Source organism: Microbispora sp. NPDC046933 (assembly GCF_040644635.1).
GTDB lineage: Bacteria > Actinomycetota > Actinomycetes > Streptosporangiales > Streptosporangiaceae > Microbispora.
In genome coordinates this window covers 12,422-26,628 of the sequence record NZ_JBEYWW010000044.1, presented here as the reverse complement: position 1 = coordinate 26,628, position 14,207 = coordinate 12,422, and the positions used below count along the sequence as shown (strand labels likewise).

Annotated in this window: 11 protein-coding genes; 6 read left to right on the top strand and 5 right to left on the bottom strand. The window is 70.1% G+C overall.

Annotation, left to right across the window (positions count from 1 at the left end; translation table 11 throughout):
• Nucleotides 1-48 precede the first annotated feature (48 nt).
• Entirely contained in the window at nucleotides 49-1,281 is a 1,233-nt protein-coding gene (locus ABZ857_RS38405; RefSeq protein ID WP_357053850.1) for a HupE/UreJ family protein, read from the bottom strand.
• 174 nt (nucleotides 1,282-1,455) lie between these two features.
• Between ABZ857_RS38405 and ABZ857_RS38400 the strand changes: the two genes are divergently transcribed.
• Nucleotides 1,456-2,127 carry a hypothetical protein gene (locus tag ABZ857_RS38400; protein WP_357053847.1) on the top strand — a complete coding sequence of 224 codons (672 nt, stop codon included), beginning with the start codon at nucleotides 1,456-1,458 and terminating at the stop codon, nucleotides 2,125-2,127.
• 67 nt (nucleotides 2,128-2,194) lie between these two features.
• On the opposite strand, the gene ABZ857_RS38395 is transcribed toward ABZ857_RS38400, so the two are convergent.
• Both ABZ857_RS38395 and ABZ857_RS38390 read right to left on the bottom strand, forming a co-directional pair.
• Complete coding sequence (locus tag ABZ857_RS38395) at nucleotides 2,195-3,514, bottom strand: hypothetical protein (RefSeq protein WP_357053844.1); 1,320 nt, start codon at nucleotides 3,512-3,514, stop codon at nucleotides 2,195-2,197.
• Nucleotides 3,514-4,224 carry a hypothetical protein gene (locus ABZ857_RS38390; protein WP_357053841.1) on the bottom strand — a complete coding sequence of 237 codons (711 nt, stop codon included), beginning with the start codon at nucleotides 4,222-4,224 and terminating at the stop codon, nucleotides 3,514-3,516. Before ABZ857_RS38390 ends, ABZ857_RS38395 begins: the two co-directional genes overlap by 1 nt.
• A gap of 349 nt (nucleotides 4,225-4,573) precedes the next feature.
• Between ABZ857_RS38390 and ABZ857_RS38385 the strand changes: the two genes are divergently transcribed.
• The gene (locus tag ABZ857_RS38385; protein ID WP_357053838.1) at nucleotides 4,574-5,200 is read left to right on the top strand and encodes a methyltransferase domain-containing protein; all 627 of its coding nucleotides are present in this window, start codon (nucleotides 4,574-4,576) and stop codon (nucleotides 5,198-5,200) included.
• Nucleotides 5,201-5,270: 70 nt separating this feature from the next.
• On the opposite strand, the gene ABZ857_RS38380 is transcribed toward ABZ857_RS38385, so the two are convergent.
• Nucleotides 5,271-5,903 carry an NAD(P)H-binding protein gene (locus ABZ857_RS38380; RefSeq protein WP_357053835.1) on the bottom strand — a complete coding sequence of 211 codons (633 nt, stop codon included), beginning with the start codon at nucleotides 5,901-5,903 and terminating at the stop codon, nucleotides 5,271-5,273.
• 52 nt (nucleotides 5,904-5,955) lie between these two features.
• Between ABZ857_RS38380 and ABZ857_RS38375 the strand changes: the two genes are divergently transcribed.
• Entirely contained in the window at nucleotides 5,956-6,450 is a 495-nt protein-coding gene (locus ABZ857_RS38375) for a MarR family transcriptional regulator (protein ID WP_357053832.1), read from the top strand.
• Here ABZ857_RS38375 and ABZ857_RS38370 read toward each other — a convergent pair.
• On the bottom strand, nucleotides 6,447-7,637 hold the full coding sequence (locus ABZ857_RS38370; RefSeq protein WP_357053829.1) for an MFS transporter: 1,191 nt from the start codon (nucleotides 7,635-7,637) through the stop codon (nucleotides 6,447-6,449). The genes ABZ857_RS38375 and ABZ857_RS38370 overlap by 4 nt on opposite strands.
• A 717-nt stretch (nucleotides 7,638-8,354) precedes the next feature.
• Here ABZ857_RS38370 and ABZ857_RS38365 point away from each other — a divergent pair.
• The 3 genes from ABZ857_RS38365 (at nucleotide 8,355) to ABZ857_RS38355 (ending at nucleotide 14,200) form a co-directional block, all read left to right on the top strand.
• Entirely contained in the window at nucleotides 8,355-9,047 is a 693-nt protein-coding gene (locus ABZ857_RS38365; protein ID WP_357053826.1) for a phosphoribosylanthranilate isomerase, read from the top strand.
• Nucleotides 9,044-9,811 carry a uracil phosphoribosyltransferase gene (upp, locus tag ABZ857_RS38360; protein WP_357053823.1) on the top strand — a complete coding sequence of 256 codons (768 nt, stop codon included), beginning with the start codon at nucleotides 9,044-9,046 and terminating at the stop codon, nucleotides 9,809-9,811. The genes ABZ857_RS38365 and upp overlap by 4 nt, the downstream gene beginning before the upstream one ends.
• A gap of 267 nt (nucleotides 9,812-10,078) precedes the next feature.
• On the top strand, nucleotides 10,079-14,200 hold the full coding sequence (locus tag ABZ857_RS38355; RefSeq protein WP_357053820.1) for an amino acid adenylation domain-containing protein: 4,122 nt from the start codon (nucleotides 10,079-10,081) through the stop codon (nucleotides 14,198-14,200).
• Nucleotides 14,201-14,207 lie beyond the last annotated feature (7 nt).

Here is a 14,207-nt window from a genome sequence, read left to right as displayed (position 1 = left end):
ACGTGGGGCAGGCGGACTGTTGCGCTTGCCGGAAGTTGTGATGTGATCTCAAATTCCGAGAACCCGTTGCACGAACCACACCAGGCCCATCGCGGACACACCCGCCGCGATCGCCCCGGTCGTCCACAGCCCCGCCATCGGCCGGCGGTGACGCAGCAGGGCGAGCAGCGGGAAGACGGCGACGATGATCGCCAGCTGGACGACCTCGATGCCCACGTTGAAGACGAGCAGCGACCACAGCAGCGTCCACGACCAGGCCTGGTCGATCCCCAGCGCCGCGGCGAAGCCGAGTCCGTGCACGAGACCGAAGCAGAAGACCACCGCGAGCCGCGTCCAGCCCGCGCGGTCCAGGCCGAGGCGGCCGTGACCGGCCGTCTCCAGATCTGTGGCGTGCGAGCGGCGTCGCCAGATCCGCCACAGATGCCAGCCCGCGACGACCGCGATCGACAGGGCGATGACGGGCTCGACGAACGACGCGGGCGCCTCCACGAGCCCGAGGGCGGCGAGGACGAAGGTCACCGAGTGGGCCAGCGTGAAGGTCGTCGCCGCCAGCACGATCTCGCGCAGGCGGCGTGACCCCGCGATGAGCGCCAGCAGGAACAGGATGTGGTCGAGCCCGCCGAGCAGGTGCTCGGCTCCGAGCCGGAAGAACTCCCAGAACCGCTCGAACCAGGACTGCTGCGTGGAGAACGACCGATGCTGAGCGTCGAGGGCGGTGCTTCCGGACTTCAGGTCGAGGTCGTAGGTGACGATCGTCTTGCTGTCACGCACGTACCCCTCGGAGCCGGGGAACAGCGCGCTGCGCACCTCGTGTGCTTCGGCGGACTCCGGGCACCGGTAGTCGAGGATCAGCCGCGCGTACGGGACGCCCTCGCGCTGCCCGATCGTGAAGCCGCCGTCCCTGACCGGGGCGCACACCTGGCCCCCGGCGGTGACGCCGAAGCGCTCGGTGACGTACGCGACGACCGAGCCGGCGTGGGCGTCGAGCGCGACGGCCTGCTGACCCGCGTCACCGGCCTCGAACGCCGCGGTGCCCGCTTTGAAAAGCGGGTCGTCCTTCTCGGAGTCGGCGGCGGAGACGACGAGCAGGTCGTACTCCAGTTGGATCTCGGCGCGGACGTGCCCGGCCCGGGGCGAGACGAGGTTGGCGTAAACCGTCGAGGTGAACCCGTGGGCGAGGGCGGGCGCGGCACCCAGCAGAGCGGAGAGGGCACTGAACAGGACGGCCACGGCTGCGGCGCCGATGACAGCACAGACACGACGCCGAGCGGCGGGGGACATATAACTCCTTTTCGGCTTTTGCGTACGAAATCTGCTCGATTGAGATGAACGAGCGGTATCTCGGACGAGAACCGTCAAGGAACCACGTCCGGCGGAGACGCCCCCGGCACCGAAGGCCGCAGATCATGAGGTAGGAAGTAGGCGCACTTCCCGCCGCCCCGAAGGACGATCCCCATGCGCTCTCGGCTTCTGCCTGCCTGCACACTGGCCGCGGCAGTCGCGACCGCCCTGCTGGCCGCCGGATGCGGCTCCGGCGACGACTGGTCCCGGCCGCATGCGAAGCCCACCACCGTCGGCACCCCCGGCCCGGGGTTCTTCCCGGCCGCGTCACCCGCCCCGGAGTCGACGATCACGCCGAGGCCCGGCTCCTGGAACGGGGTCCGTCCGCCGGAGGGCTACCGTGTGGTGCTGCTCACGGCGGGGGAGGACCGCCAGACCACGACGCTGGCGGGCGCGGTGACCGCGTGGGCCGAGGAGGAACACGTCAGCCTCAGGACCCTCACGGCCACGCGGCCGGACCAGTTCGTCCCGACCATCAGCAGGGCGATCGGCATGAAGCCCGACCTCATCGTCAGCGCCGGCGACGACCTCGTCGACCCCCTGGCCCTGGTCACCCCCAACCACCTCGACCAGCAGTTCCTCGTGGTCGGCGCCGAGCTGGCCGAGCCCACGGCGAACGTCACCGCCGCCGACTGGACCGGTGCGTCGTTCCGCGGCGAAGGCCTCGGCATGTCCTCGACGTACGATCCCGCCAGCTTCACCCCCGAGCGCGCCGGGCGTGCGGTCAGGGCCGGTGCCGCGGCCGTGCTCAACGGCATGACCGGCATCGTGCTCTGGCTCGACTAGGGGCTCGACTAGGGGCTCGGCCAGGGGCTCGACCAGCGCATCCTCAGCGCGCCGGCGTCCCTGCGGATCACCCGGCACATCCGGGAAACCGCACCTCATGGAGGTCTTCCGGGACCAGAGCGGGTAGAGGCTCGGCTTCACCGGTCTCGATGTCGATCCGGTAGAAGTGGCTGGGCCCGTAGCCGTAGGTGCTGACAACGAAGGTGTCGGCGTCGGCCCAGCACTGGACCCTCTCGACATTCACGGTCGCGGGCAGGCGCATCGTCCTGCGACCCGTGCGCGGGCCGAATCGGGTGAAGCGGTTCCGCTCGTAGTCGAGCCGGATCCACGTCTTCCCGTCGGGGGACAGCGTGTCGAGGTGCCGATCCTGCACCGTGAACACGACGCCGCCGCTCAGGTCGACGGCCCGTGTGTCCTCCCAGCCCTCGACCAGCAGGGCCTGCCCGCTCGCCAGCCAGCCGTTCAGTGTCGAGTGCCGCCCAGACCCCGGGACACGCCGCCGCGTGCCGTCCCAGACGTACAGCCCGCTCTCCGAAGCGAACGCGAGGCGGCTGCCGTCCGGAGAGAAGTACAGTCCGCCGTCCGGCTCTTCGGCTTCCGACACCGTGCCGACCTCGCCCGTGGGGAGGTCCTGCACGACGAGCCCGCGCCTGCTCCGGCTGAGATAGGCCAGCCTGCGGCCGTCCGGGCTGATCACGAGGTCGCCGGGCGCCGCGTCCTCGACGAGCAGCCGCTGGTCCGACTCGGTGACCGCGACCCAGTAGCTCCCCGTGGTGAGCACGGTCCCCCGCGCGTCCACGCGGTAGGCGTACCGGACCGCGGCCTGCGTGGGACCGCGCAACGGACTGGGCTCCGTCAGGGCGAGGGCGACGCCGGAAGGGTGGTCCGCGAGCTGTCCGAGTGAGACGTTCGACGCACAGGAGTGGGCCACCAAGAGAGCGAAAGCGACAAGGCAGGCGATCACGGAGACGCGCGTGAGCCTACTTCGCCCGGGGGCGGGCCTGGCAGGCGGAGGAAGGTCGTCCGTCATCGCCCGCAAGGTGTCGGCGAGGGCGGCGCCGTCGATGCCCAACGCACGAAGGCCCTTCTCGCCCGCCCGCCGTACGGCCTTTCCGCTGCGCCCGCACAGATAGGCGGTCTCCTGCTCGGTCCAGCCGTCGTGGTGCATGGCGACCAGCACCGCGCGCTGCAGGTCGGACAGTTCCCTCCCCCAGCCCGGATCGGGCCAGAAGCGGAAGCGGCTGAGATAGGACCGGTAGAGCGAGAAGAAGGCGTCCTTCGTTCCTCGTCCGGCGCGCAGCGCCTTGTCCGCCATGCGCCGGGCGTACGGCCCGCGCCCGCCCAGCAGCGACGCCGTACGGTGGACCCGCTCGTCCCAGTCCCGCATCAGCGGACCTTCCCGAAGGCGACCGGCTCGGCGTACGGGATGCCGATCGGGACGAGCTCGCCCGTCCCGGCGTCGACGGCGACGTAGTCATCCCCGTCCTCGATGTTCCCGTCTCGTGCGACCAGGGTGTCGGCGCCGACCCACCGCACCTCGCTGAGCCCGGCGGGCAGGGTCCGCACCCGCCGCCCGGTGGCGGTCTCGTGGATCGACGTGGGGTCCTCGAAGTCGATGTACCACCGCAGATCCGCGGACATGTCACGCGGCATCGTCTCCTCCGACCGGAAGGCGGTCGCCGTTCCGTCGAAGCGGATGGCGTCGATCGAGACGCCGACACCGTCGCAGCCCGCGCTGCCCATCAGCATGTCGCCGGTCAGCCCGTAGGCCCAGCACACCCCGTCGAGCGTCCTCGTCCGGCCCGTGGCGAAATCGGTGACGAACGTCCGCCGGTTCTCCCGGGTGGACACGGCGAAGTGACGGCCGTCGGCGGAGGCGGCCACCGTCGTGATCCCCAGGATCTCCTCGGTGGTCAGGCGTGGGGTGAGCGACCGGGTGACGCCCGAGCGGAGATCCCTGGCGAGATAGCGGAGCTCCTCGACGTCGAGGTAGGCGACGCGGTGCCCGTCCGGGGCGATGGCGATGGGGATGCGTCCGCCGTCGAACATCGACAGCGGTCGGACATGGCTCGCGGCGGTTCTGAGCTGGATATCCACGCCGAAACGCACATGCAACGTCCACCCCACGCAATCGATTTCGGTCCCGTCCACCGGCTCGGGCTGGAACGGGTTACGCGAGCACGACGTGGGCTCGCCGTACGTGACCGCCCGCGTATCGGGCCAGAAAGGCCCTTGACATGCGGCCAGAATCACGACGACCGCGGCGATTCCCGTCCACCTGCGGATGCGCCGCCGGCGCGCGAGTCTCGCCCACGGATGTGTCACGGGAAACAGTGATACACGGAGTCGATCACAAACGAATCAACGGCTTCGTGCTCGAATATGGTCCACCGTCTCATGACGTGAAACCATTGCCGAAATCTCCCCCGTTCAGAAGGGTCGGTCAATGCGGGCTACCACGGACGCCGACGTACGCCGGGTGTTCGACCGGATGGCGGATCGGTACGACGGCCAGATGCTGGCCTGGGAGCGCCGCCTGTTTCCGGGAAGCCGGGAGTGGGCCGTCGGGCAGGCGCGCGGCCGTGTCGTGGAGATCGCGGTCGGCACCGGGCTGAACCTCCCGCTGTACGGCCCCGACGCCACCGTGATCGGGATCGAGCTGTCCGAGCGCATGCTGGAACTGGCGCGGCGGCGGGTGGCGCTCGCCGGGCTCGGCGAGCGGGTGGAGCTGCGGCAGGGCGACGTGCAACGCCTGGACCTGCCCGACGGCAGCGCGGACACCGTGCTGTCCACATTCACGATGTGCACCATCCCGGACCCGGTGGCCGCGGCACGCGAGGCCTACCGCGTGCTCAGGCCGGGCGGGCGGTTCGTGCTGGCCGAGCACGGGCCGTCGAGCAACCCGCTCATCCGGGCCGGGATGCGGCTCGTGGAGCCGCTGTTCGTGCGGTTCGAGGCCGACCACCTCACCCGCGACCCCCGGCCTTTCCTGGAACAGGCCGGCTTCCAGATCGAGTCGGTGGACCGGATGACGCGGGGGATCTGCTTCCGGGTGCTGGCCGTCCGGCCGTGACCCGCCGGGGCGCCCCCGCGTTTCCTCAGCGCCTTCTTTCGCGGCCTTCTTTCGCGGTCTTCGTTCGCGGTCAGTACGCGACGGTGAAACGGGTCCGGTGGTGGCGCGGCCGTTCGGCTTCGTCCAGCAACGCCACCGCGAGGTCCTCCATCGAGATCCGGGACTGGCCGTCGGCGTCGACCACCAGCTCGTCGGCGCCCACCCGGTACAGACCGGTCCGCTCACCCGGGACGAGCAGGTCGGCCGGGCTCAGGTAGGCCCAGTCGGCGGTGGTGTCGGCCCGGCAGGCCGCCAGCTGGCCGACGCACGCCGCCGCGATCGGCAGCAGGAAGGGCGGATAGCCCACCTGGTCCATCAGGAGGCCGCCGCCCTCGACGGTCAGGCTGCCCGCGCCGCCGACGAGCAGCAGGCGTACGCCGGTCTTGGCGCACGCCGCGAGCAGCGTGGTGGCGACCGTGACCAGCTGGTTCTCGTCGCCGGGCGCCGGGCAGGTCGCGGTGATCACCAGGTCCTGCCCGGCGGCCAGCGCGACGACGTCGTCCACGTCGGTCGCGTCGCCGACGCGGGCGTGCGCCTGGGCGGGCAGTCCGGCGAGCCGCACGGGGTTCCGGGCCACGCCGGTCACCTCGTGTCCGCGGGACACGGCCTCGGCGACGACACGTCTGCCGACGTTCCCGGTCGCCCCGAACACTGTGATGCGCATGCCTTCTACTCCCTCTCGATCTACGGGGTGGTGCGGGCGGTAACCTTGCGGTGTGCCGGATCATGTGGATCGCGTCCTGCAGCAGTGGGCTGACGCCCGCCCTGACCTGGACGTTTCCCCGATGGCGGTCTTCGGGCGGCTGTCGCGGCTGACCCAGCTCGTCAACAACGAGCTGCGCCGCACGTTCGCCGAACACGACCTGGACCCCTCGTCGTTCGACGTCCTGGCCACCCTCCGCCGAGGCGGCCGGCAGGCCCCGGCGGAGCTGATGCGCTCGGCCATGATCACTTCAGGGGCGGTCACCCAGCGCCTCGACCGGCTGGAGGCGCGGGGCCTGGTGACGCGGACGCCCAGTGACGTCGACGGCCGTGGTGTCCACGTCGATCTGACCGACGCCGGCCGCGAGCTGATCGACCGGGCGCTGCCCGACCACGTGGACACCGAGCGGCGCCTGCTCGCCGGGCTCACCCCCGCCCAGCGGGAGAACCTGGCCGAGATCCTCAGGCAACTGCTGACGTCGCTGGGCGACGAGCGCGACACTCCCTAGACCCGCCTGGCGCCGGACACCACCAGCGACGTCAGGACCACGAGTCCCGCCGCGACCCACAGCACGCCGGTCACGGCGACCGCCCCGACGATGAGGCTGCCGAACAGCGCTCCCAGCGCGATCGCCAGGTTGAACATGCAGGTGTTCAGCCCGGTGGCGGCCTCGACGCCCTGCGGCGCGGCCTTGATGATCCAGGTCTGCACGCTCACCGGCAGGCCGCCGAACGCGAAGCCCCACAGGATCAGCAGGATCGACCCGGTGACGGCGTTGCCGCCGAGGAACGGGAACGCCGCCAGCACGGCCGCGAGCACGACGCTGACCACGATGATCGTGCCCCGGACGTTGCGGCCCGCCCACGAGCCCGCGATGAGGTTGCCGGCCATCCCGGCCACGCCGTACGCCAGCAGCAGCGGGCCGACGAACGTCGCGCCGACCCCTGAGACGTCCTGCAGGATCGGGCTGACGAACGTGAAGGCGCCGTAGTGCCCGGACACCAGCAGGAAGGTGGCGATGACGCCGATCCGGACGGCGGGCGTGCGCAGCTGCTCGCCCAGCGTACGCAGCCGGACGGGCTCGGTCGCGGGCATCCGCGGCAGCAGCACGGCCAGCGCGATCACCAGCAGGAGCGCGACCGCGGCGACCACGCCGAACGCGACGCGCCAGCCGGTGAGCTCGCCGACGAACGTGCCCGCGGGGACACCGAGGACGTTGGCGGCCATGGCGCCGAAGAAGATCAGCGAGGTGGCCCTGGCGACGTGCGCCTCGGGGACCAGCCGGACGCCGAGACCCCCGGCGAGCGCCCAGAACCCGCCGATGCTGACGCCCACGAACAGCCGGGCCACCATCAGCACGGCGTACGTGGGGGTCACCGCGGACACGATGTTGGCCACCAGTGCCAGCAGGATCAGGCCGAGCAGGACCACCCGCCGGTCCAGCCCGCGGATCGCCACGGGCAGCAACGGTGCGGTGACGGCGGCGACCAGGCCGGACACGGTCACCATCAGGCCGACTTCGCCGTCGGAGACGTTCAGGCCGCCGCCGATGGCCGTGAGCAGGCCCATGGGCAGGTTCTCGACGGTCACCACCAGGAAGGTCCCCAGCGCGACGGCGATCACCGCGAGCCAGTTCCTGATGGGCACGCGATCCGGTTTGCCGGTCCCTGCGGAGACGGACTCGATGACTGTCATCTGTTCCTCCTGTGCGCGTGGGCCCGGTCCGGCCAGGCGAGGGCGAACGTCGTGCGTCGGTTGGGTCGAGCGAGTGCACCGCCGGTCGGGACCGGCCGCGGCAATGGGCAACTTCTCTTAGCACTAAGAGACTTTACCTTAGCGCTAAGCAATCCACCAGAGGGGGGCGCCGGCCGGCTTCGAGGCGTGCGGGCCGGTGACGGCATCCGCCCGGCGTGGACGGGTGTGAGATCCGGCGACGGCGGCACCCGGGGGCGGGGAACCGCGCCGGCGAACCATCCGGTGAAAGCGATTGCTCGTGGTGCATTTCTCACCACCGCCGTTTCTCGCGCGTGCTCGTCGGGCACTCCGCAACGGACGCTAGTTCCGCGTTTCCCGCCGGGTCAACGAGAGCCGCGCACGACTCGGGGCGGGCGATTTCCCGACAGGGGTCGTCAGGGGTTGCCGGCCGTCTCTTCCCAGCGCAGCCCGGGGCCACCCGAAAAGTCCAAAGGTGCCCCGGATCGTCCTGGCGTGCTGTGGGGCTGCTAGGGGTTGTGGGAAAAGCCCGCCGACGCGAATTCTGAATACGTCCCGCCAGGCCCGGAGTGTTCGCGCCGACGCGAATTCCCTCTCGAAAGGCCGCACTGTCGCGGGCAGTTCAATGCCATCGTTCGTGGCCGATTGCAATTCGTTTCCGACCGAGGCCGCTCAGGCCGGTTCGAAAGGCGGGTCAACATGCAGGGACTTATTCAGGTGGCCGGGGTCATCGACCAGGCCGAGGCGGACCTGATCCGCGAGGAAGGCGCGGACTGGCTCGGCTTCGCCTTGCGGCTGCCGGCGAAGAACGAGGACCTGTCCGAGGAGGACGCCGCGGCGATCGTCAAGGAGATCCAGCCGGAGCACAGGGGCGTCGTGATCACCTACGTGACCGACGCCGAGGAGATCAAGGCGTTCTGCGAGGAGCTGGGCGTCACCGCGATCCAACTGCACGGCGACGTGCCGGTCGAGGAGCTGCGGAAGCTGCGGCGCATCGCCCCCGACCTGTACGTGCTCAAGAGCCTCGTGGTCAAGCAGGACAACCTCGACGAGCTGATCAAGATCGTGGACGAGGCGGCCGAGTGGGTCGACATGTTCATCACCGACACCTTCAACCCGGCCACCGGTGCCAAGGGCGCCACCGGACTGCTGCACGACTGGTCGATCAGCGCGGAACTGGTCCGGATCTCGCCCCGGCCGCTGATGCTCGCCGGCGGGCTGAACCCGGAGAACGTGGCCGCGGCGATCGCCGAGGTCCGTCCGGCCGCCGTCGACGCGCACACCGGCCTGGAAGACCCGGTGACCCGCCGCAAGGACCGGATGAAGGTGCGCAAGTTCGTCGAGGAGGCCCGCAGGGCCTTCGCCGAGCTGGAGGCGGGTGAGAAGGCATGACCATCACGGCGACGCCGGCGACCGGCACCGCGACCGGCACCACCACCGGCACCACCACCGGCACCACCACCGGCACCACCACCGGCACCACCACCGGCACCACCACCGGCACCGCGACCGGCACCGTGCACCTGCTGCCGCAGACCAGGCAGCTGCGGGCGCTGCACACGATCATCCGCGACCGTAACGCCGACCCGGAGCGCTTCGTCACCACGTCGGGCCGGATCATCCGCCAGCTCATCGAGACGGCCCTGGATCTCCTGCCGTACGAGCCGTTCGACGTGCAGACCCCGGTGGGGCGCACCTACCACGGCCTGCGGCCGGCCTCGCGGATCTGCGGGGTGTCCGTCCTGCGCGCCGGGGAGAGCATGGAGCACGAGCTGCGGGCGATGTCGCCGGGAGTGCGGATCGGCAAGATCCTGATCCAGCGGGACAAGGTGACGAAGCTGCCGCGGCTGTACTACTCCGCGCTGCCCGCGGACATCGACCGGCGGAGCGTGCTGCTGCTGGACCCGATGCTGGCCACCGGCGGGACCGCGCTGGCCGCCATCGAGGTGCTGCTCGACCACGGGGTCGCGGAGGACGACATCGTCTTCGTCACCCTGCTGTCGGCGCCGGAGGGCATCGACGCGGTCCACGCGCGCCACCCGAACCTGCCGATCGTGACGTCGGCCATCGAGGAACGGCTGAACGAGAACGCCTACATGATCCCTGGTATCGGCGATTTCGGCGACCGCTACTTCGGCACGGACATCCCACGTTGACACCCTCCCCTCCCCTCGGGGAGGGGATTCCAACCGTCGCCGGTCAGATCTTCCTGCTTCACCGGCGGCGGCCCCCGGGGACGAACTGAGCCAGTCGTGCGTGACCTCCACTGGCCTCACACCCCGCAGGCCCGGCTGTAGACCCCGACCGGCTCTCGGCGCGGCCCCGGGCCGGTCACCCCGGCGGGCGAGCGCGGAAGAGCGGCGACGGCGCCCGGGGGCCGCGGCTTCCCAGTAACCCTTGTCCGCCCATCGCAGGGGGAGGAAATGACTACCACTCCAGAATCTGAAGCGAGGCGGGAATCACCTGAGGACGTCTGTCTTCCCGATCTGCTCGACGCCCAGGCCCGGACGCGCCCGGACGACACGGCGGTCGTCTGCGGAGAACGGCGGCTGACCTTCCGCGAGCTCGCGGAGGGCGGCGCGGCCCTCGGCGGGCACCTGCGGGAGCTCGGCGTGAACCTCGACGAATGCGTGGGGCTGTTCGTCGAGCCGTCGATCGACCTGATGGTCGGCGTGTGGGGGATCCTGCGGGCCGGCGGCGCCTACCTGCCGCTGTCCCCCGAATACCCCGAAGAGCGCCTCCGCTACATGATCGAGGACGCCGGCGTGCGGGTCGTCGTCACGCAGGACGAGCTCGTGGCCAGGCTGACCGAGCTGGCGCCCGCGGGGACGAGGATCGTCACCCTCAAGGACGCGGAGCGGTCCGCCGGGCCGCCCGGAGGCGACCGGCATCCCGACCGGCACCCCGACCGGCACCCCGCTCGCCACCCGGGCCTGCGTCCGGGCAACCTCGCGTACGTCATCTACACCTCCGGCAGCACCGGCAAGCCGAAGGGCGTGATGATCGAGCACCGCAGCATCGTCAGCCAGATGCGATGGCTGCGGGCCGGCTACGGAATCGACCACGACAAGATCATCGTGCAGAAGACGCCGATGAGCTTCGACGCGGCGCAGTGGGAGATCCTCGCGCCGGTCTGCGGCTCCGTGGTCGTCGTGGGCCCGCCCGGGGTCTACCGGGACGCCGAGCGGCTGATCGACGTCATCAGGACGAACGGCGTCACGACGTTGCAGTGCGTTCCGACGCTGCTGACGGCGCTGCTCGACACCGAGGAACTGCAGAGCTGCACGTCGCTGACGCAGGTCTTCACCGGCGGCGAGGTCCTGTCCAAGGCGCTGGCGACGAGCTTTCTCGACACCCTGCCCGGGTGCGCGCTGGTCAACCTGTACGGCCCCACCGAGTGCACGATCAACTCGTCGGCGTACACGGTGGACCCGGCGACCGTCGGCGAGGGTCCGAACGCGATCTCGATCGGGGCGCCGGTCGACCACACCGACTACCACATCCTCGACCCGGCCGGGGCGCCGGTGGCCGTCGGCGAGCTCGGCGAGCTGTTCATCGGAGGCGTCCAGGTCGCCCGCGGCTACCTGCACCGGCCCGAGCTGACCGCCGAGCGGTTCGTGGACAACCCGCTCGGCGAGGGCAGGCTGTTCAAGACCGGCGACCTCGCGTACTGGAACGCCGACGGCACCGTCCAGTTCGTCGGCCGGGCGGACAACCAGGTCAAGCTGCGCGGGTTCCGGGTCGAGCTGGACGAGATCAAGCTGGCCATCGAGACCCACGACTGGGTCAAGCACGCCGCGGTCATCGTCAAGGACGACCCGCGCACCGGGTTCCAGAACCTGATCGCCTGCGTGGAGCTGAATCCCAAGGAAGCGGCGCTGATGGACCAGGGCAACCACGGCGCCCACCACCAGTCCAAGGCGAGCCGGCTCCAGGTCAAGGCGCAGCTGTCCAACGCCGGGGTCCGGGACGCCGCCGAGCTCGACGGCAGGCCGGTGGTCGACCTGCCCGGCAGGCAGGCGACCGCGCGGCAACGCGGGCTGGCGTTCGCCCGCAAGACCTACCGGTTCTACGAGGGCGGGGAGGTCGGCCGGGGCGACATCCTGAAGCTGCTGGCCAGGAAGGCCGACGGCGCGCGCTCCCGCGGCCTCGACTCCGTCGGCCTGGAGGATCTCGGCGAGATCCTGCGCTACTTCGGCCAGCACCTCAGCGAGGAGCGACTGCTGCCGAAGTACGCGTACGCCTCGCCCGGGGCGTTGTACGCGACCCAGCTCTACCTCGAGATCGACGGGATCGGCGACCTCGAGCCGGGCTTCTACTACCACCACCCCGTGCACCACAGGCTCGTGCTGGTCGGGCCGGCCGCCGGGGGAGCGGAGCCCCGGGTGAGGCTGCACTTCGTCGGCAAGAAGCGGGCGATAGAGCCGGTCTACAAGAACAACATCCGCGAGGTCTTGGAGATCGAGACCGGCCACATGGTCGGCCTGTTCGAGGAGGTGCTGCCCGGGTACGGCCTGGACGTCAGGCCCCTGGAGTACGCGCCGGCCACGAAGGACCACCTGGACTGCGCCGCCGAGGACTACTACCTCGGCACGTTCGAGCTGGTCCCGTACGCGGGGCCGCGCCCGGACGAGATCGACGTCTACGTCCAGGCGCACCCCGGGAAGATCGCCGATCTGCGGGCGGGCCAGTACGCCTACGAGAACGGGCGGCTGCGGCTGATCTCCGACGAGCTCATCCTCAAGAAGCAGGTCATCGCGATCAACCAGCAGGTCTACGACCGGTCGAGCCTCGGCATCTCGGTGATCAGCAGGAACGACGAGGAGTGGCTGCGCTACATCGACCTGGGACGCACGCTGCAGCACCTGTCGATGAACGACGTCAACATCGGGTTCATGTCGTCCGGATACAGCTCGAAGTCCGGCGACGACCTGCCCTCCGCGCGCCGGATCGACGGCATCCTCCGCGCGCTCGGCCGGCCCACCGGCCCGTCCTACTTCTTCATCGGTGGCCGCGTGAGCGACGAGCAGCGGCTGAGCGAGGGGATGAAGGAGGACTCGGTCCACATGAAGGGACCGGCGGAGATGATCAGGGACGACCTGATCAACTTCCTGCCGGACTACATGATCCCGAACAAGGTCGTCGTGCTGGACCGGCTCCCGTTCACGGCGAACGGGAAGATCGACGTCAGGGCGCTGACCGAGTCCGACGCGACGAACGTGGACAACGCCGACCGGCCGTACGTCGCGCCGCGGACGACGACCGAGCGCCGGATCGCCGAGCTGTGGAAGAAGGCGATGAAGCGGGAGACCGTCTCGGTGCAGGACGACTTCTTCGCCTCCGGCGGCAACTCGCTCATCGCCGTCGGGCTGATCAACAAGATCAACCGGGAGTTCTGCGGCTCGCTGCCCCTCCAGGTGTTGTTCGAGTGCCCCACGATCGAGAAGCTCGCGCGGCGGGTGGACGGAACCGAGTCCGAGGCGTGCTCCCGGCTGGTGCCGCTGCAGCGGGAGGGCCTGGACCAGCCCGTCTACTGCTGGCCCGGGCTCGGCGGCTACACGATGAACCTGCGCACGCTGGCCGCCAGGATGGGCGTCACCCGGCCCTTCTACGGTGTCCAGGCGTACGGGATCAACCCCGAGGAGGTCCCGTACGCGACCATCGGCGAGATGGCGGCCGAGGACGTCAAGGCGATCCGGCGGCTGCAGCCGTCCGGTCCGTACACACTGTGGGGATACTCGTTCGGCGCGCGCGTCGCGTTCGAGGCCGCCTACCAGCTGGAGCAGGCCGGTGAGCGGGTGGAGCACCTGTTCCTGATCGCGCCGGGCTCGCCGAAGGTCCACTTGGCGGGCACGTCCGAGCACGAGCGCGAGGCCGGCTTCGGCAACAAGGCGTACGTGACGATCCTCTTCTCGGTCTTCGCCGGCACGATCACCGGGCCGCTGCTGGAACGGTGCCTGGCCGAGGCCGTGGACGAGGACGGCTTCGCCGCCTTCATCCACCGCAACTTCCCCGACCTGGACATCGACCTCGTACGCCGGATCATGCGGGTGGTGGGGGAGACCTTCGAGTTCAGCTACACCTTCCGCGAGCTGGCCCGGCGGCGGATCGACGCACCGATCACCATCTTCAAGGCCAGGGGCGACGACTACTCGTTCCTGGAGAACAGCAGCGGCTATTCGGCGACGGCCCCGGTCGTCGTCGAGCTGGAAGCAGATCACTACGGCCTGCTCAAGGAACCGGAGATCGACGAGCTGGTCGCAGCCATCAGGGATCGTCTCGGGACCCACCGTAAGGAGATCATCATGCCGCACGTCAGCATCAAGCACTTCCCGGTCCCCCTTACCGAGCAGCAGCACACCGACCTGGTCGCCGCGGTGACCCAGGCGATGACGAGCGCCTTCGGCTGCGAGGAGGGCTCGGTGTCGATCATCCTGGAGCCGGTCGCCAAGGAGCTGTGGGACGAGAAGGTCTACATCCCGGAGATCCTCAACCAGAAGCACAAGCTGAACAAGCTGCCGAACTACGGCCCGGCCGCGAACTGAGAGGCGA